Origin of the sequence: Sutcliffiella horikoshii (assembly GCF_019931755.1) — a bacterium.
Classification (GTDB): domain Bacteria; phylum Bacillota; class Bacilli; order Bacillales; family Bacillaceae_I; genus Sutcliffiella_A; species Sutcliffiella_A horikoshii_E.
Genome location: NZ_CP082918.1, coordinates 3,916,343 through 3,935,546, shown reverse-complemented (window position 1 = coordinate 3,935,546; position 19,204 = coordinate 3,916,343). Strand labels below are relative to the sequence as shown.

Sequence of the window (19,204 nt, the reverse complement as noted above, 5' to 3'; positions counted from 1 at the left end):
CGTATAAATTTAAGGCGAATGCATTATTTTTGGAAAAATGAAGTTAGTAACTATATTGATGTTCTTGAAAAAATAAGAGGATTATAGAAAATAACCACGAATGTTAGAGATATAACTCTGACCTATGTTTCCAATTGTCACTTCTATAGAAAAGGAGAGAAGGTTTGAAAATGTCTCTAACAGATACAAATTTCCAAGGCGGAAAATCAAAAAACATATATGAATATGAATATAAAAACCGTGAACAGGGGCTAACAAAACTATGGTTAGCGTGGCCTGATGATAAAAAGGTGAAGGAAGCTCAGGTCACTCGTCCTCCTAATCTTCTTTCCCCCAGTTTGGATCAAGAAATTGCTTATTACGAATTGAAAGAGGGAGAGAAAATTCGGCTTTCTTTTAAAAGTGGAGCATATAATCCAGAAGACTCTTCAAATACTATTACAAATGAAACGAGAGTCTTTTATTTAAGATCGACTGTACTATCACCAATCTCAGAAGAAATCAGAGGATTAGCACTAGAGATAACTACCGGAGCAAAAGGAGCACGAGATAAAGCGGAACTTCTTTTTCACTATTTAGTAGATAACTATCAATATGTTTATCCTCCAAGAGTACGAGGTGCGACTGCTTTTTTGAAAGAGAAAAAAGGGGATTGTGGTGAATACTCCTTTCTTTATACCGCGTTATGCAGGGCGCTGAACATTCCCTGCCGAACGATTGTCGGAAGCTGGGCAGTCGGTAAGATGCAGGCACATGTGTGGAATGAAGTATATATAGAGGAAACTGGATGGATTCCAGTTGATTGCAGCATGGCCTATATCCAAAAAAAGAAGAAATTGCAGTTCCTCTTTAGTGATGTTCGCACACTCCCATGGAAAAAGTATTTTGGTACTACAGAGGGTCAGCGGATAGTCTTTTCAACGGATGGGGAAATTCCTCTTGAACCAATATATATAGATGTAGAGATAAATAATGCATCTAATAGGAACTCATTTTTCAACATAGAAGGAAAGCCATTCCATTGGGGCTACGAAGCTATTAATGGTGCCGCCCCTTATATGCAACCAGCCTACATAAGGTTTGATGAAAAAAACCTGGAGGGAGATTCAAAAATAAATAATAGAAGTTACCTTGGTGAGTGGAAGGTGAAGGAGACCGGCTTTAGGAGAGTAACCTTCTTGTTGAAAAGGTTGTCCGTATTTCTCGCAGGCTTTTGTTTTATACTTGGTCTCTTGATAGATAATCCTATATTAGACATTACAACAAGTGTCGCTCTTGTTTTAGTAGCAGTCTCATTTACTTTAAGAGGGGAGCGGCCATTGTTATTTGGAGTGTTAACCGTGTTCTTGTTGCTTTCCTTTATGTCGGTGTTGAACGGTGGGTAGATGACGAAAATGATGATAAAGGAGGTGGTAACCGGCCGCCTCTATTTTTTTCGCATCTCGAAACTTTTTCGTTGCTTTTCTGTTTAAACGGCCCTACACTAAATACAAATATTCTTAGTGAAGAGGGTACAGCCACATGAATCAAACAACAGGAAATAAAGAGTTTGGAGTAGGAGTTGCCTGTGCAGGCTTATCATATATCTTATGGGGGATCCTCCCTTTATTTTGGAAGCTGGTGGATGATGTACCGGCTGGGGAAATCCTGGCGCACCGGATTGTTTGGTCGCTCGTCTTTATGCTGATTATTTTGGCTGTGTTGCGGAAAATTCCTTCCTTTACATTGGAGCTTAAGGCTCTTGTAAGGAACAGGAAAAGGCTGATTGGAATTAGCCTTGCTTCAATTTTCATCAGCATTAATTGGGGGCTCTACATATGGGCGGTGAATTCGGACCGTGTCATCGAAGCGAGTCTTGGCTACTACATCAACCCGCTCGTCAGTATCTTACTAGCAGTTATTGTGTTAAAAGAAAAATTGTCTGTTCTTCAGACATTGTCTATCATTCTAGCAGGAGCCGGTGTGCTCGTGCTGACTTTCAGTTTTGGTACCTTTCCGTGGGTGGCCATCATGCTTGCCTTAAGCTTTGCATTTTATGGGCTGATTAAGAAGATGGTCCAGGTCGGTGCATTAATCGGCCTTGCGATTGAGACACTACTGATTACGCCATTTGCGCTGCTTTTTTTAACTTACGTGCATGCTAAAACTGGGAGTGGGGCGTTTGGAGGAAACCTTATTGTGACATTGCTCCTATTACTTGCCGGTGTGGTTACGGCTGTCCCGTTGCTCCTTTTCGCGAGTGGTGCAAAAAGGATCCCACTTTCCATGGTCGGTTTGCTGCAGTATTTTGCGCCAACTATTAAGCTGATAATGGGCGTGTATTTGTTTCATGAGCCTTTTACCAATGCTCATCTTGTTGCGTTTGTTTGTATATGGGTGGCGCTTGGGCTGTATACCTTTACGTTAATGAAAAGTTGGCGGGTAAGGCGTGCAGTTGTCCCATCTAGAAGTATATAAATAATGCAAAGCTCCCCATTTTCTTTACAGAAAAGAGTGGGGAGCTATTTTTAGTTAAAAAGGCTGCCTTCTTAAAAAATCTCCCGTCTCCACATACTTCTCAGCCACTTTACATGCCTTTTCATATTCACCTTTCTCGCAATAGTAGTGAAAGAGTTCTCTCTCATATAAAGTGAGAATGGTCTGATTTCCTTCAGCTTGAAGCTGTGGGAGAAAAATTTCTTCGAGGAAGCGGAAGTACTCTTCATCCCCTTTCTTATTGAGCTGCAATTGGAGAGCGTGAAAGGCATGAAGGTAGGTATGGTTGGACATTTTCTCGGCCAAGTAAATACCTGTTTGTAAGTGGTCCTCCAGTACTTCTTTTATGTAATTTTCGGTCATAAGTGAACTGTGAATATAACCCCTTAAGGCTCCTAGCTTGAGGTGAGGGAGAAAAGGGTTTTCGCACTGTTTTAAGACCATTCGATAGGCTTTTATTGCTTCCAAGTAAAGTCCTCTGGATGTATAGTGGACCCCAAGGTTATGCCATATGTATACCTCTTTGGCTCCTTCATTATATCTACGACAACTTTTAATAAGTTCTTGGTAGTTGTTTAAGGCATCGTCCTTCAAGTAAATAGGATCAGAATCCATCTGAGAAAGCATTAATAGCTGTGTGTCTAATACTCGCTTGAAGTTGTTTGTTTTTTGAAAATAAGACAGTGCAAGATTACAGTAATGATAGGCTTTTACCTTCGCACCCATAGCATGCAAGGCGGAGGCAAGATGATAGTAAAATTCATGATTACCGTATTCCAATGGATTTACATCTATTAAATGTTGGGCAGCTTTCTTGGTTTTCCCTACTGATAAGCAATAGATGCCCATTGTGTGAAAAAGCAGATTTTTATTCTTTCTTTCAAGGTATTCAGAGCGGGTTTGAATCTGTTCCAATAGACTCCTTCCACGTTCTAAATTTCTCTTTGTTAGCCAGTATCTTGCCAGCAGGATTCGATAGGTTTGTTGCAATTGAGGGATATGTATAAAAGTGTTCTCCTCTATATCTTCTTTTATATAATCAAGCTCATAGGTCTCTTGATGAATCATCATTTGAAGCCAATCATCTAACAATTTCTCCAACTGTTCATAATCGGCCAACTCTTTTTCAAGGTCAATATTCAGCCTTTCGCAAATAAGGTCAGTGATTTCAGCAGAATATTTAGTGTTCCCACTCTCTATCTTACTGATGTGGGTGACAGAGCATATCCCTTTCCCAAGCTGCGTCTGAGTCATCCCAGAACGCTCGCGATATAACTTAATGATCAACCCTTCTTTCATCCTTTTCACCACCGATACTTTCCCCTATCTTAGCATTTTTTTTTGGCAGGTAATAGGCAGTAGGAAGTGGTTGGATGTCTATTTTTCACAACCGGAAAACGAGGTTTGGGAAAATTAAATACTCCTCCTTGAAACCAATAGAGCTGATTGGTTTTCGTTCTGAGTCTTTTTGGCTATAAAAAATAGTCTATTACTCTCGGGAGCTATATTTATAGATTTCGAAAAACCCAGTAAAAACCCAAATATTAACCCAATTTACAGACAAAACTTGTCCCTCTAAGATTAAGTTTAGAATCATGAAAATCTATTAACTATAAGAGGGTGAAAAGATGAAACGAACCAAGCGACAAGCACTATCTATTTTATTTATTTTTGTACTACTGTTCAGTGGATTTGCATCGCAAGCTAGTGCTGGATTTGAGTACTCTAAGGAAACGGACGCTAAATTGGACATGCTGAAGAAAGGGCCAGCAGAGCAAAACATCTTTAATATGTTTGAACAGGAGAGCAACGATCTTTTATATGGAGAAAAGGTTGAGTCATCTAATCCAAATGAAAAAGTGAGATTGATAGTCGAAGTAGAGGATAAGGGAGATGCCTCTCAAACTGAGCAGCAAGTAGAAAAGGTGAAAACTAGCCTTGTAAAAGCTAGAAATGTTTCGGGAGAAGTAAGGCATACCTACACAGAAGGTTTTTACGGGTTCAGTATGGATGCCACTCTAGGTGAAGCACAGAAAATCCAGAACATGAACGGTGTAAAGGATGTCCGTATCGCGAAAACCTACGAGCATACTGTTGTAAACAGTAAGGAGCTAGTCGAAGCGATGAATGTATGGACAAAATATAACTATCGTGGAGAGGGGATGGTTGTCGCAATCGTTGACTCCGGAATAGATTATCGTCATGAGGCGCTGACGCTTTCTGAGAATGGAAAAGAACATGCAAAGCTTACACAGGATACTATTCAGGAAAAATTGAATGCCACGGAAATCGCTGATAAATGGTACACAGACAAGGTACCTTCAGGCTATGACTGGGCAGATAAAGATGATGATGTTATCCCAGCAAAGAACTCTCATGGTACACATGTCGCAGGAATTGTTGGAGCATTTGAAGAGTCCCAGAAAAAAGCGGTAGGGGTAGCACCGGATGTGCAGTTGTTAGCCGAAAAAGTTTTCTCGGATACGAGAGGCTATGCGTATGATGATGATATTGCAGCAGGAATCTACCATGCTGTGGAGCTTGGTGCAGATGTCATCAACTTAAGTTTAGGATCGGATGCAGGCAGTGTAGATGCGAATGATCCGGTTCAACGTGCGATCCAGTATGCAACAGAACAAGGGGTATTGGTTGTTGCTTCAGCTGGAAATGCAGCGTACAGCACTAAACAAAATCTCTTGGAACGTTCTCAGCTACCACTGGCAAAGAACCCTGATATTGGGCTTGTTGGAGATCCTGGTATAACGCCTTATGCCCTCCAGGTTGCCTCTTCTGAAAATGACTTAATGAAGGTAGATGGTTTTGGTTTAAATGATGGTAGTGTGCTAGGTTACCAGATTCAACCCAACATCAAGAAGCCGATTGATCATCTAGACCCAACAAAGGAATATGAGGTCGTTTATGTGGGAGAGGGGTTAGCGGCAGATTTTAAAGAACTGGGATCCTTGGAAGGAAAGATTGTCCTTTCCAAACCAGCAAAGGCCTATGCCTTCTATTCTACAGTACAAATAGAAGCAAACAAGAAAGGAGCGGCAGCGGCAATCGTCATTCCACCACCAGGTGTGTCGGATTATTCTTCCCTTTATTTTAGTCCATATTCCATTCCTGCTGTCACCACTGAGCAGGGAAAAGGGAATAAGCTAGTTGAACTTTTACTAAGTGGGGAAAAGGTAACTGTTCAATTATCTGATGAAGGCCTATGGGTACAGAATACAGCAACAGAGCCTATGTCTTCTTTTTCTTCCTTTGGCTCACCTACCGATTTAAGTTTCAAACCGGAGATTACAGCTCCAGGTGGAAAAATCAATTCCACGGTCATTAATAACCAATACGAAACAATGAGTGGAACCTCCATGTCGAGTCCACATGTTGCTGCCGGTGGTGCCCTCTTGCTTCAAAAGTATTATCAGGAAATGGAACTACCTAAAACGATGGAAACAGTATTAAAAGCTAAGAATGCGCTAATGAATACATCCATGCTGTTAACCAATCCGACGCATGAAAACACACTCTATTCACCACGCAGACAAGGATCCGGTATGATGAAAATCGAGCAAGCACTAACGACTCCATACTTGCTTCAGCATGTTGGAGTGCCACTTGAACAAGCTGCTTCTGTCGCACTTAAAGAGATTGACCGTACCTTTGACTTCACGTTGAATGTCGAAGCGTTGAACAAAGATCTTGTTCACCCAAGACATCAATATGAAATCTATGTCGATGTGTTGACAGATGAAACGGAAAAGAGAACCTATGAGGGAGTAGAAAGAGAGTATCTAACGTTAAATTCTATTCCTGTAGAAAATGCTTCTATTAAGATTAATGGAAAACAAGAAAAAGAAGACAGTAAGTTCCAATACAAGCCAAACCGTGATGACGAGGTGACCATTTCCATTACCTTGCCACAAGAACTTAGTGAGGGCCGCTTTGTTGAAGGATATGTACGTTTTGTTCCGAAAGGAAGCTCTGTTAAGGAGTTAACCAATTTGTCTATTCCTTTCATGGGCTATTATGGTGATTGGGGTGCCATCTCCAATGTGGATGAAAGCCCAGTAACCGGTGATGCTTTTCTTGGCTACACAGTTCTGTGGAATGAATTACTGGACTTGCCATTAGGATTCGATGGCGCTACTGGAACCTTTGATGCTGATGCTATAGGAGTCTCCCCAAGATCTATCAGTTCAGGTGCATACCCATCTTTTACAGCTCTGCGAAATTTGAAGGAAATGTCCCTTAGCATTCAGGACGAAAATGGAAACACGGTATCTACTATTGGAAGTTTTGAAGAGTTCACAGAAGATGGAAATCCATATCCTTTCCGCAAAAATATCATGAGCTACCGAAATTACTATTACTCTTTTGAATATCCTTTCTGGAACTCTCTCGATAACGAAGGAAATATACTTCCAGATGGACAATACTACTATGTTTTTACTAGTACTCTGGATTACGAAGGTGCAGAGCCACAAGAAACGAAAATACCAATAAAGGTGGACACAGTAGCACCTGTAGTGAAAAACTTGAAAGTTACGGAACAGCAGGATGGGACCTATAAGATTACTTGGGATGTGGAAGAAGAGGGGACAGGGTATATTGGAAGCATGCTTTGGGTGAATGAGTCTTATAAAAACCTTAGAGGCAACAAATATGAATATATTTCTTCTGTTAAGCCTGAGATTGTCATGGTATCCTCCATTGATGCAGCCCGAAATGTAGGGGTTGGTTATGCCGGCAAAGAAGAATTGAAACACGCGGATCCATTTATCAACTACCTTCATGTATCAGGCACGAATATTAATGAAAACAAGCCAGCATCCATCACAGTTTTCGGCTATAAACGACTTGACTGGCACTTTGTCATTACAGATGCTGAAGGGAACTCCTTAGAAGAAGCAAACATTGACAATGAACACTCTATATACGGCCTACGTTGGACTCCTGACGCAGATTATCCAGAAGGGGACTATTACGTAACCGTAACTGGTACAGACGAAACTGGACTATCATTAACATCTGCACCAAGAAAGATGACTATAAAGAGATAATTTTTATACTCAGGCTCCTTTGCATTTTTTCAGAGGGGTCTGTTTTTATTTTCGGAAGGTGAAGGACTTACGCTAGCAAAAGACGAAGTTTATGAAGAGTATCTATTATCATGGTTCAATAGAGGTAGATATTAAGTAAGCAAAATACTACATACATGAAAGGTTGAGAAAATGATTAGTAATATTTTCAAAGAGGCAGCCATCTCATTTCTTGAACTAGTGGCTACTGGAAAAATCCGTGAAGCATTCGAACGCCACATTGCCCCTGGGTTCCGTCACCACAATCCTTATTTTCGTGGGGATGCTGAATCGCTCATGCAAGCAATGGAAGAAAACGCGACTCAAAGCCCCAACAAAACGCTTGAAGTGAAGCATGCAATTGCAGATGGAAATGCCGTTGCTGTTCACTCTCATATTAAACAGAATCCTGAGGACCTCGGAGCGGCAGTGATTCATATTTTCCGTTTTGAAGGCGAGAGGATTGTAGAGCTGTGGGATGTCGGCCAGGCAATTCCGGAAGAAACGCCGAATGAGCATGGAATGTTTTAATACGAGCTGGTGACGGGTAAAGCCCCTTGTTAGATAATATAAAATTCCAAGAAAGCAGGCGATTTCCTGTGGATTTTTACGAAAAAGTAAAGAGCGGAATTAATCGCGTCAAAGAAGGCAATGGCATTCCGGTACCCATCACTGCTTTTATGCTGCAAGAAGTGCTTAGACAGAATGATAAACTGCAGGAAATTGCGGTGGAAATTACAGATGGTGTAATTATTGTCACCGGTAAAGCGGAAGCGAATCTTAAGGTGGCCAAAAAGGATGTCTCATTTTCCATTACCCTTCAACCGGTTAGGATGGAAGGAAGGGAGCTAATCTTTAAAATTGTCAAGTTGAAACCTTTGAACCTTGGTATTCTCAATAAACGTATCTTTGACAAGCCCCCGCACCTGTCCTACAAAAGCGGTCATATTACAATCGACTTTAATAGTTGGGATCTTGTTAGAATAATTCCAGTTGGAAAACTTAAGAGTTATAAGTTGGAAGAAGGGAAGATTGTAGTGATGGTAGGGGTCTAGTTATGCTAAATACCCTTTCTCCCCTCCTTTTCCAACTTTTCACGTTCTTTTTTTTGTTCAAGCAGTGCAAGGGGATCAGAGTAATGTCCATAGATATCCCCTTGTTTATATTCTTCTGGGTGTATTTCACAATCCTCATCAAGTAAGGGAGTAGGAGTTATCCTAAATCCAGGAAGTATAACTGCAGTGCACAAGATGAGAAGAATAATGACCCACAAATTCCCCTGAATTACAAAATATAAATATACAATCCCCAATAGAATTAACCACATATGAGCCTCCGCCTAGTGAATAAGTTTCACGACTACATATATGAGATTCTCAAGAGAAATATGTGAGAAAATGTACGTTTTTCTCCTTCTTCTACCCAATCATTCTCACATCTCTATCATAGAATAATAGAGTAAATAGAGGACAAGATGCCCTGATATGGAAACATGGGATCGTCTTCCTCCTAGTTTGAAAGGAGGTGAAATTGTATGGCATGCTTTTACAAATACAGCCCCAACCAACAAACCACTCAAGTGTCAAAATGTAAAACAAACGTCAACATTAATGTGAAATGCAATGACGAGAACGGCGATGGCAACCGTGAAACAGACGCCTTCCGTGCAGTAAATACATCAAATCAGACGATTGAGGAAATCGACACTTTCTACAAGGTTTTATTCCAGGAAGAACAGTTTGATAATGGCGATATCTACAACTCCAATAACTCCACATTTGTCCCTCGCAGATCCGGTGTCTATTATGTGGCAGGAACGGTAACGTTTCTAGCAGACGATGGCACCATTCCTTACCGTGTCCGTGTTGAAATTCGTGTCAACGGCGAAAGTGTTGCAGCAGATAATGATTATTGGGCAGAGATTGATGACCGATTCTTGTACGTGAACGCAATAAACGTCAATACTATTCTTCAATTAGAAGCAGGAGATTTAGTAGAGGTATTTTTAACAAGTACGACACCGGGATTTATTAATGAAAACACACCAGATTTCAGTACTCGTTTCGAAGCGGCACTATTCAGGTAACAATTTCGAAAGGCAGGGAGGAATCCTCTCTGCCTTTTCCAATCTATCGGCCTCTATTAATTTCCACTCTCCCTAGAAGACATAAGCCCATGCATCCTATTAGAAAATACATAGAATAATAGAGAAGATAGAGGGACGGGTGCCCGAAACCACCTGACAACCCGTCCCCTTCTTTTTAAAGGAGGTGCAAAACATATGAAATGCTATTACTACCTTAGCTCGAAAAATGAACACCACTCCCATTGCAAACCAAAACACAAAGAAAAGCATCACTGCAAAAAATGTGAGAACCACTTCAACATTAACATTTTCGGAATCAGCATCAATATCGGCGGGAAGGGTCATTGCTAAGTGAGCTAACATGACTCCAAGACTTTAAGGGGCAGTGAGAACTGTCCTATTTTTGTGTATGCGATAAATTTTTTGTAAGATAGGAAAAAGGAAAGGGAGGATTACATAAATGAATTTGACAGGTATCCATCATATTGCCATTATCTGCTCCAATTATAAAATTTCAAAAGAGTTCTATGTTAATCTGATGGGATTTCCCATTATCCGTGAGGCTTACCGTAAAGAGAGAGATTCATATAAATTGGATCTGGCTCTTCCAGACGGCACACAGTTGGAATTATTCTCATTTCCGAATGCACCAGTCAGACCAGGCTACCCGGAAGCACAAGGACTTCGCCATCTGGCATTTCAAACTACTGATATTGAAGCGGCAGTAGAGGAACTAAAACGAAAGGGTGTGGAGGTCGAACCCATAAGAGTAGATGAATTTACCAAAGGGAGATTCACTTTCTTTTCTGACCCAGACGGCTTGCCAATTGAGTTGTACGAGAATTAAATTAGTAATGCCAGCAGTCTATTGCTGGCATTTAAATTAAAGAACAGGTCATGTTTCTACTTTTGTAGGCTTGGTTTGTAGAAGTAAATAGTTGAAAAATCGAGTTAATTATAATGAGGTATTTGGAAGAGAGACCTGTTCTCTAAGTAATTTACGCACTTACTTTGGATTGGGATTGGCGGCTTACCGCTTTAAGGATGAACAATTTATCTTGGGCAGTTAACATTCTCCAGCTCTTCACTTTAATCTTCATAAACTTTCCCCCGCTTTCGTTTTTTTCTGCTATGTTTCTATACTATAAAAATACCTTTTATTAACTTGATATAAACAACAAAAATTCCTACATTTTCCGCATGGAAATACGCGGTTTGAAGGTTTTTTTAGCGAATCTTAGGGCTAAGGAGAGGAATGAAAATAACCATTATGGAAAAATAATATAATATTTTACTATTTTATCCTCTTTTCTATCGTGGTAAAATGGGAATATCTTTTTGAAAAAATTGAAACCTTTATAGGTTAATCCTCGTATTACTCCTATAAGGGAAACGCAAGAACAGTTAGATACATAATAAGAGGAGGAAATGAGAATGAAACGTACAGCAGAGATAGTAATGACTGTCATCGCAGTGATTATCAGCGGATTGACGGCACTTTTTGGAGTATTAATGAACTTAGGAATGTCGGATCCTGAATTCACAGAGGTAATGGAAGAAGAAATGGCTGCCGACCCAGCAATGGGAGAAATGGATATGACGGCATTCATGGATATATTGGCAGCGGCAGGTCCAACAATGATAGCAGTCGGTCTTATTTCTCTAATTCTTGGAGTGATCGGAATTATTGCCATTAAAGGAAACAAAAAGCCTGTACTTGCAGGAATCATGCTGATTCTAGCAGCACTTGTCATCGGAATCGGAACGATTGGTTTCGGAATCATCCCAGCAATTCTCTACTTGATTGCAGGAATCATGGCATTTGCAAGAAAGCCGAAAGTAACAGAACAACATATTTAATGAGCAGAAGGGACAGGCACCTCGACCCACATGGGTCACGGTGCCTGTCCCTTCAAAACAAAGAGGCCCAGTAACATGAGGCCTCTTCTTTTTCGTCTTTCTGTTCATCTTAGTTGTCTATCAAGATCTAACAAGTTAAATCTTGATTTTTGTTCTGCATTGAATTGCTACTAGCTTATGAGATTCAGCTTTTTCCACCAGTTGCTTCTTCACGTTCTTGTCCAAACAATCTTCAGCAATGACAGTGTAATAGTTCGATCTCATATTGTGCCAGAAGTACTGTAAGTTTTTTACCCTCTTCATAGCAGGACCTCCTTTTCACTCATAAATCAACGGAGGTTGATGCGGGTAACTGGCTAACTGCTATGCCGTTTAAAAAGCATACTTAAGTCCCTATAGTTTTGCGTCACTAGCTTTCACTAGGTTTGCCTTTTTCCATGATTTATGAGAAGTACCCTTTAATTGTAGTCTTTTAGAGGGTGTAAAGACATAGGACTTTAGGTGTGTTTAGGTTGAGTGGACAGGCACGCTGACAGAGGTGGGCTACCACGCCTATCCCCAAATCTTAAAAACCCATTGAAAGTTTTCAGAATTCATAGTATCTTATAAGTAGAATATTGGTAGCGTTTGCATAATTATGTAGGTTTATAGTTGGGAGGCTGCTTTTTGTGCAATTATGTGCAAACGGTTTCCCAATTCGGTGAATCCTATCTGAATGTGCAAACGCTTCCGCAAATTAGCAAGTCAGTCATCATGGTATTTGATGCCGAGATTAAGAAAATGAAAGGGGCAGGGGATATGAAGAGAAGGTTTCAAAGGGGAATGGCTGTACTGCTTTCCGTTTTACTTGTTGTTTCCATGTTTGCGGGCTATCTGCCGACTAAAGCGGTAGCCGAAACAGGGGACAAAAGGATTGTGTTCAGCTATGAAAGGCCTGATGGGGAGTATGAGGGCTGGAATTTATGGGTCTGGGGGACTGGTGTCAAAGATGACCAGATAGACTTTACGGAATTCAAAAATGGAAAGGCGTATGCTCACATCGCGGTAGGTGATGTAGCAGACAGAGTTGGATTTGTTATTCGAAAAGGGGATGGCTGGGATCAAAAAGATTTTGATCAGGATCGCTACATTCCGGTTAACAAAATTGATGACATCACCAAGGTAGATGTAGTAAGCCAACAGGAAAATTTCGTTCAAATCCCTGACGGCAGTGCACCTGTTGTTGCGGACGGCAGCGCAGATTTCTTTTTCCGTGATAAAGACCTGTACGCAACAGGTGAAATGGACAAGGTCGAAAAAGTCGAGCTTTCCATACTGGGCGAAAAATATGAAATGACTGCAGAGACTGAAAACGAGCGGTTTACCTATACAGTGAACGACCTGCCAACAGGCGAGCATGAATATACTTATTTGGTGACAGTGGATGGAGAGACAAAGGAAGTATCTGATCCATATAACACAGTAGATGGGAAATCCGTTGTCGAGTACTTGGCGTCTGATTTAAAAGTAACAGGTTCGGTTACTCCGGCTAAGGTCGATTATAACCAGAACGCTGTGGTGACAGTGGACGTTGAATCAGAAACGGAGACGAAAATCCGTGAGATGTCTATTAATCTATCAGAAATCGGTGGCAGCGAGAAAGTGACCATCGATCCTGCACTGAATGAATTGACAGTTGCGGTCAAGCAAAGTGTAACAGCAGGTGTGAAAACCTTGCCTGTCACTGCGATTGATGAATTCGGAAATAGCCACGAGGGATCTGTAACTTTAGAGGTTCAGGCACGTACCTTCACAGGTGAAGAGGCAGATTTTGATTGGGATCAGTCTGTAGTTTATTTTATGCTGACAGATCGATTCTTTGATGGAGATACTTCCAACAATGATCCTCATGACATTGGCTACGACACAAGCAAGTCTGGTACATACCAGGGCGGGGATTTCAAAGGTATCACGCAGAAACTTGATTATTTGGACGAGCTTGGAATCAATACAATTTGGATCAGTCCGGTTGTTGATAACATTAAATATGATGTTCGACATAACGATGGACCGGATACTCCATATTATGCTTACCACGGCTATTGGGCGGATAATTTCGGGGAATTGAACCCGCATTTCGGTTCCATGGCGGACTTCCATGAAATGATTGATGCGGCACATGAACGCGGCATTAAAATCATGGTCGATGTGGTGCTGAATCACACAGGGTATGGATTGAAACCAAGTGACAGCAGCAATGTAGCGAACTTCCCGACAGATGAGGACCGCGCACGCTTTGACGGAATGCTCCGTGATGGCGGAACAGATACAGTTCGCGGTGAGCTGGCTGGCCTTCCGGATTTTCTAACGGAAAACGCTGCTGTCCGTGAGCAGGTGGTTCAATGGCAGACAGACTGGATCGAAAAGTCCAGAACGGCAAACGGCAACACCATTGATTATTTCCGTGTCGACACGGTTAAGCACGTGGAAGACACTACTTGGATGGCGTTCAAAAATGCGTTAACGAAAGAAATGCCTGAGCACAAGCTGATTGGGGAAGCATGGGGAGCAAATGTCAATGACGACCAAGGCTACCTGAACAGCGGAATGATGGACTCTTTACTGGATTTTGATTTTAAAAATTATGCCCGTGATTTTGCAAACGGACAGCTGGATGCGGTCCAGCAAAAGCTTGAGGCGCGTAACAGCAAACTAAATAACACAGCAACATTGGGTCAATTTTTAGGAAGCCATGACGAGGACCGCTTCTATGAAATGGTGGGAGGAGACCTTGGCAAGTATCAAGTGGCTGCATCCCTTCAGCTGACGGCAAAAGGTCAGCCTGTTATCTATTACGGAGAAGAGCTGGGCTTGCCTGGTAAAAATAATTACCCTTATTACGACAACCGCCAGAACATGCCTTGGGATGATGTGGAAGGCAATGAAATTCTAGAGCATTACCAAAAAGTACTGGCATTCCGTAATGATAATCCGAACACATTTGCGAAAGGAGACCGCAAAAAGGTAGCGGGATCTGACAGTGAAGGATATCTATTATTTTCACGTACGTACGGAGAAAATTCCGTATATGTAGGATTGAATACGAAAGCTACGGCGAAAGATGTGACGTTGAACTTCGGTTCCTCAGAAGCAGTGGTGACTGACCACTATTCTGGTCAAGAGTACGAAGCAAATAAAGAAGGCCAAGTAAGCTTCTCCATTCCGGCGATGGAAGACGGGGGAACGGTCTTGCTTGAAGTGGAAAATGGAGCAGTTCCACCTGTTGAGGAAGAACCAACTGAGCCTGGTGAAATCGGAGAAAACACGCTTCGCATTCACTATCAGCGCACAGATAACAGCTACGAAAACCTTGGCCTATGGCTGTGGGGCGACGTGGCAGCACCTTCTGAAAACTGGCCATCAGGCGGTACACCGTTTGAAGCTGAGAACGTAACAGACTATGGTGCATATGTGGACGTAGAGCTTGCAGAAGGCGCGCAAAATATCGGCTTCCTTGTTTTGAACACGACAAATGGAGATAAAGACGGCGGCGACAAGGCGGTTGACCTCTTTAGTCCAGACTTGAATGAGGTATGGATCAAGCAAGGCTCTGACGAAGTATTTTTATATGAACCGGCTGACCTGCCTGAAAACACGGTCCGCATTCATTATGAAAGAACGAACGCCGACTATGACGGTTGGGGATTGTGGAATTGGGAAGATGTTGAGTCCCCATCTGACGGCTGGCCGAACGGTGCCGCAGATGCAGCAGGTATCGGTAAATACGGTGCTTACTACGACATCAAGCTAAAAGAAGATGCAAACAAAATCGGCTTCCTTTTTGTGAACAAACAATCAGGAGCGCAAACGGGAGATATGACGTTTGAAATGTTACAACAATACAACCAACTTTTTGTAAAAGAAGGCGAAGATAAGGTTTACACGAATCCTTATGGAACAGTTCCATTGGCGCTTGTGTCTGGAGAGGTTTTGTCCGATAAGCTGATTACCCTGACTTTTACAAAAACAGAGGGCTTAGATTTAGCAGAACTGAAAGAACAGTTGAAAATTGTGGATGTAGACGGTAACGATGTAGCTTTCAACGATGTAACGATTGAAGGCCCGAAAACCGTCTATGTTCACGGAGAGTTTGACTTAGAGAAGCTTCCATTCGATGTCACTTATGGTGATGTGACGGTTTCAGCAAAATCAGGCTGGAAACTGATTGATGAAATGTATGCTTATGACGGCAAGCTTGGAGCGGAATTACATGAAGACGGAACAGCTACGTTAAAAGTATGGTCGCCAAAAGCGGAAAAAGTATCTGTAGTTCTTTATGACAAGGATGACCAAAACGAAGTCGTTGATACGATTGAAATGGTTAAAGGGGACCGTGGCGTCTGGTCTGTGAAACTAGCAGAAGATAACACGGGACTTGATAGTTTGAAAGGTTACTATTACCACTATGAAATTACACATGGTGATGTAACGAATCTTGCCCTGGATCCTTATGCAAAGTCCATGGCAGCTTGGAACAATGAAGCAGGAGAGAAGGTAGGCAAAGCGGCGATTGTCGACGTTGGTTCCATCGGACCTGAACTTGATTATGCTGACATCCCTGGCTTTGAAAAACGCGAAGACACGATCATTTACGAGGTGCATGTCCGTGACTTCACTTCTGACCCGAACATTGGGGAAGATTTGAAAGCGCAATTCGGTACATTTGCTTCTTTTGTAGAAAAATTGGATTATATTCAGGAACTTGGTGTGACACACATTCAATTGCTTCCTGTCATGAGCTACTATTTTAGTAACGAGTTTGAGTCGGCGGAACGTATGCTAGAGTATGCTTCCACTGATACGAACTATAACTGGGGCTATGACCCTCACGGTTATTTCTCTTTATCTGGTATGTATTCGGAGAACCCGGAGGACCCAGAACTGAGAATCAAAGAATTCAAGAATTTAATTAAAGAGATTCATAAACGCGACATGGGAGTGGTATTGGACGTCGTGTTTAACCATACGGCACAGGTTCACATCTTTGAGGACCTTGTACCGAATTACTATCACTTCATGGATGCGGACGGAACGCCTAGAACAAGTTTTGGTGGCGGACGTCTTGGTACGACCCATGAAATGTCCCGCCGCGTGTTGGTGGATTCCATCAAACATTGGGTGGACGAGTACAAAGTGGACGGATTCCGCTTTGATATGATGGGTGACCATGATGCAGAAAGTATTCAACTTGCTTTTGATGAAGCGAAAAAATTGAATCCGAATATCGTGATGATCGGCGAAGGCTGGGTAACATTTGCCGGTGACGAAGGGGAGCCGGTGCAAGCGGCTGACCAGCAATGGATGAAAGACACGGAAGCAGTGGGTAGTTTCTCTGATGAATTCCGTAACGAGCTGAAATCCGGTTTCGGAAGCGAAGGGCAGCCTCGCTTCATTACAGGCGGCGCGCGTAACGTGCAGCAAATTTTTGATAACATCAAAGGACAGCCGTATAACTTTGAAGCGGATGATCCGGGTGATGTGGTTCAATACATTGCCGCTCATGACAACTTAACGTTGCATGATGTGATTGCGCAATCTATCAAAAAAGACCCGGATGTTCCGGAAAACAATTTAGAGATTCATAAACGAATTCGTATTGGAAATGCGATGGTACTGACGTCTCAAGGAACAGCGTTCTTGCATGCTGGCCAGGAATTTGGTCGTACAAAGCAATGGAGAGCGGAAGCAACGGAGGCGCCATACAAGTCTACTTATATGACAGACTCTGAAGGTAACCCATTTGTTTATCCATATTTCATCCACGATTCCTATGATTCTTCAGATATCATTAACCGAATCGATTGGGAGAAGGCAACAGATGCGGAGAAATATCCAGTAAATAATGTGACACGTGAGTACACGACAGGTTTAATTGAATTGCGTCGTTCTTCTGATGCATTCCGCCTGGGCGATCGTGAGTTGGTGGATACCAATGTAACAATGGTTACAGCACCTGAAATCAAGGAGCAAGACTTAGTTGTTGCGTTCAAGAGCGTGTCCACTGCGGGTGTCGAGTATTACACGTTTATTAATGCGGATAATTCTAGTAGAACACTAACGTTGGGTGATGATTTGACGGACGGTGTGGTAGTGGTTGATGCGGATGAGGCCGGAGTGGTTGAGGTTTCGGAGCCGAGCGGTTTCGAATTGACTGCAGAAGACATCACGTTAGAGCCACTGACAACGGTTGTGGTTCGCGTAGGTGAGCAGGAAGGTACGGACCCTGGTGACGGGGACGGCGATGGTAACACGCCACCTGGCAACGGAAATGGTAACAAGCCTGGAACACCACCTGGTAAAGGCGGAGAGAACCCTGGCAAAGGAAAAGGCAATGGGAAAACACCACCAGGAAAAGGTGGAGAGAATCCCGGCAAAGGTAACAAGCTACCCAAAACAGCAACATCTTCATTCAATTACATCATGCTTGGAACGGTGATGGTAGTGTTTGGTGGCGTGATGTATCTGGGTAGAAGAAGACTGAAATTTAGTAAGTAAGTGGTTAGAAAAGAGTGTGGGTTGGCGTGTATAGTATACGCTAGATTCACACTCTTTTTATGTTTTTGGTGGGATGAAAAATATATGAAGACACTTTCAAGTAAATGCCCAGTAAGAAAATGTCTTCATACTGGATCGCCTATTATGTTACGATATGTGAAAACAAAAAAGGAGTTAGCCCCACCATGCAAAACACCAAATACTATTCAGCGCTGTTCCTCATCATGATCTTCTGGGGCATGAACGTTCCACTGGTGAAAATTCTTGTGGAGAACTTAAGTCCGATTATCATGACCGCTTTCCGTGTCATGACAGCAGGACTTACCGTATTTATGATTCTGGCAATTTTTAAACTTGTAAGGCTACCAACAAAAAGAGAAGCCAAATATATCTTACTCGCTACTTTTCTAAATGTGGTCTGTCATCACTACTTTTTATCGCTTGGACTAAAAGGGACTTCAGGCACTAATGCAGGAATTATTTTAGGAGCGGGGCCAATCTTAACTGCCCTGATTGCAACCGTCCTCATTAAAAAGAAAACAAATCTTCTAAGATGGACGGGCTTTATCCTAGGCGGAGCTGGTGTCACCATTACCATCTTAGTTGGAAGCAATGGAATATCGGAAGTCAACATAGGTGATGTCTATGTTTTCCTATCCATATTAACCCAAGCCTTCAGCTTCATCCTTATAAGTAAACTTGCAAAAACTTTGGATCCTCGCCTGTTGACAGGATACATGCTGGTCATTGGTGCTGGAATCTTATTAATCATTGGGGCGATTACAGAACCGGGAGCGGTAAGGGAGTTTGCATCTTTACCACGAGAGATATGGCTGGCATTCTTCATATCTGCCATTATTGCAACCGCACTTGGTCATATGTCCTATAACTTTATCATTGGTAAGATTGGTCCGGCAGAAGCGTCCATTTTTCTAAACTTCACTCCATTTTTTGCCCTCATCGGATCTGTCTTTTTGCTCGGTGAAAAAGTAACCTATTTTCACATTATCGGACTTGTGCTGATTGTGGCAGGTGTGTTGCTGGGGTCTGGAGCTTTGGAAAGGCGAGGCACTGGCTCAGTAAACCAATTTCGGGGAATAGAAAGGTAAAAAAAGTTTTCCATAAATAAAAAACAGCCGGGTAAAGGATCAAATCCTCTGCCCGGCTG

General features: G+C 42.2%; 13 protein-coding genes and 1 riboswitch. Of the genes, 10 read left to right on the top strand and 3 right to left on the bottom strand.

Annotated features, from left to right (window positions below):
- Window positions 1-170 precede the first annotated feature (170 nt).
- Both K7887_RS20085 and rarD read left to right on the top strand, forming a co-directional pair.
- Window positions 171-1,385, top strand: coding sequence for a transglutaminase-like domain-containing protein (locus tag K7887_RS20085; protein WP_223491378.1), 1,215 nt, complete (start codon window positions 171-173; stop codon window positions 1,383-1,385).
- Between the two features lie 136 nt (window positions 1,386-1,521).
- The gene (rarD, locus tag K7887_RS20080) at window positions 1,522-2,457 is read left to right on the top strand and encodes an EamA family transporter RarD (protein ID WP_223491377.1); all 936 of its coding nucleotides are present in this window, start codon (window positions 1,522-1,524) and stop codon (window positions 2,455-2,457) included.
- 54 nt (window positions 2,458-2,511) lie between these two features.
- On the opposite strand, the gene K7887_RS20075 is transcribed toward rarD, so the two are convergent.
- On the bottom strand, window positions 2,512-3,786 hold the full coding sequence (locus K7887_RS20075; protein ID WP_223491376.1) for a helix-turn-helix domain-containing protein: 1,275 nt from the start codon (window positions 3,784-3,786) through the stop codon (window positions 2,512-2,514).
- Window positions 3,787-4,103: 317 nt separating this feature from the next.
- On the opposite strand from K7887_RS20075, the gene K7887_RS20070 reads away from it, so the two are divergent.
- The 3 genes from K7887_RS20070 to K7887_RS20060 all read left to right on the top strand — a co-directional run bounded on the left by K7887_RS20070 (window position 4,104) and on the right by K7887_RS20060 (window position 8,611).
- Window positions 4,104-7,538 carry a S8 family serine peptidase gene (locus K7887_RS20070; RefSeq protein ID WP_223491374.1) on the top strand — a complete coding sequence of 1,145 codons (3,435 nt, stop codon included), beginning with the start codon at window positions 4,104-4,106 and terminating at the stop codon, window positions 7,536-7,538.
- 171 nt (window positions 7,539-7,709) lie between these two features.
- Window positions 7,710-8,087 carry a nuclear transport factor 2 family protein gene (locus tag K7887_RS20065; protein ID WP_223491373.1) on the top strand — a complete coding sequence of 126 codons (378 nt, stop codon included), beginning with the start codon at window positions 7,710-7,712 and terminating at the stop codon, window positions 8,085-8,087.
- A gap of 68 nt (window positions 8,088-8,155) precedes the next feature.
- Complete coding sequence (locus tag K7887_RS20060) at window positions 8,156-8,611, top strand: hypothetical protein (RefSeq protein ID WP_223491372.1); 456 nt, start codon at window positions 8,156-8,158, stop codon at window positions 8,609-8,611.
- A gap of 5 nt (window positions 8,612-8,616) precedes the next feature.
- Here the strand turns inward: K7887_RS20060 and K7887_RS20055 are convergent, their stop codons facing one another.
- Entirely contained in the window at window positions 8,617-8,868 is a 252-nt protein-coding gene (locus K7887_RS20055; protein ID WP_223491371.1) for a hypothetical protein, read from the bottom strand.
- A gap of 222 nt (window positions 8,869-9,090) precedes the next feature.
- On the opposite strand from K7887_RS20055, the gene K7887_RS20050 reads away from it, so the two are divergent.
- The 3 genes from K7887_RS20050 (at window position 9,091) to K7887_RS20040 (ending at window position 11,502) form a co-directional block, all read left to right on the top strand.
- Window positions 9,091-9,642: a hypothetical protein gene (locus K7887_RS20050; RefSeq protein ID WP_223491370.1), complete on the top strand. Its 552-nt coding sequence runs from the start codon at window positions 9,091-9,093 to the stop codon at window positions 9,640-9,642.
- Window positions 9,643-10,102: 460 nt separating this feature from the next.
- Window positions 10,103-10,489: an SMU1112c/YaeR family gloxylase I-like metalloprotein gene (gloA2, locus tag K7887_RS20045; RefSeq protein ID WP_223491369.1), complete on the top strand. Its 387-nt coding sequence runs from the start codon at window positions 10,103-10,105 to the stop codon at window positions 10,487-10,489.
- 587 nt (window positions 10,490-11,076) lie between these two features.
- On the top strand, window positions 11,077-11,502 hold the full coding sequence (locus K7887_RS20040) for a DUF4064 domain-containing protein (RefSeq protein ID WP_223491368.1): 426 nt from the start codon (window positions 11,077-11,079) through the stop codon (window positions 11,500-11,502).
- Window positions 11,503-11,637: 135 nt separating this feature from the next.
- On the opposite strand, the gene K7887_RS20035 is transcribed toward K7887_RS20040, so the two are convergent.
- Complete coding sequence (locus K7887_RS20035; protein WP_223491367.1) at window positions 11,638-11,805, bottom strand: hypothetical protein; 168 nt, start codon at window positions 11,803-11,805, stop codon at window positions 11,638-11,640.
- Window positions 11,806-11,846: 41 nt separating this feature from the next.
- A riboswitch (cyclic di-GMP riboswitch) is annotated at window positions 11,847-11,942 on the bottom strand.
- Between the two features lie 340 nt (window positions 11,943-12,282).
- On the opposite strand from K7887_RS20035, the gene K7887_RS20030 reads away from it, so the two are divergent.
- Window positions 12,283-18,036 (top strand): pullulanase, encoded by a 5,754-nt coding sequence (locus K7887_RS20030; RefSeq protein ID WP_399209735.1) that lies wholly within the window; start codon window positions 12,283-12,285, stop codon window positions 18,034-18,036.
- A 185-nt stretch (window positions 18,037-18,221) separates the two neighbouring features.
- Window positions 18,222-19,145: a DMT family transporter gene (locus K7887_RS20025; RefSeq protein WP_223491365.1), complete on the top strand. Its 924-nt coding sequence runs from the start codon at window positions 18,222-18,224 to the stop codon at window positions 19,143-19,145.
- Window positions 19,146-19,204 lie beyond the last annotated feature (59 nt).

Excerpts from the sequence above, each read along its gene's own strand:
- K7887_RS20085 (WP_223491378.1), top strand. The coding sequence starts at position 171 with ATGTCTCTAACAGATACAAATTTCCAAGGCGGAAAATCAAAAAACATA.
- rarD (WP_223491377.1), top strand. The coding sequence starts at position 1,522 with ATGAATCAAACAACAGGAAATAAAGAGTTTGGAGTAGGAGTTGCCTGT.
- K7887_RS20070 (WP_223491374.1), top strand. The coding sequence starts at position 4,104 with ATGAAACGAACCAAGCGACAAGCACTATCTATTTTATTTATTTTTGTA.
- K7887_RS20065 (WP_223491373.1), top strand. The coding sequence starts at position 7,710 with ATGATTAGTAATATTTTCAAAGAGGCAGCCATCTCATTTCTTGAACTA.
- K7887_RS20050 (WP_223491370.1), top strand. The coding sequence starts at position 9,091 with ATGGCATGCTTTTACAAATACAGCCCCAACCAACAAACCACTCAAGTG.
- gloA2 (WP_223491369.1), top strand. The coding sequence starts at position 10,103 with ATGAATTTGACAGGTATCCATCATATTGCCATTATCTGCTCCAATTAT.
- K7887_RS20040 (WP_223491368.1), top strand. The coding sequence starts at position 11,077 with ATGAAACGTACAGCAGAGATAGTAATGACTGTCATCGCAGTGATTATC.
- K7887_RS20035 (WP_223491367.1), bottom strand. The coding sequence starts at position 11,805 with ATGAAGAGGGTAAAAAACTTACAGTACTTCTGGCACAATATGAGATCG.
- K7887_RS20030 (WP_399209735.1), top strand. The coding sequence starts at position 12,283 with ATGAAAGGGGCAGGGGATATGAAGAGAAGGTTTCAAAGGGGAATGGCT.
- K7887_RS20025 (WP_223491365.1), top strand. The coding sequence starts at position 18,222 with ATGCAAAACACCAAATACTATTCAGCGCTGTTCCTCATCATGATCTTC.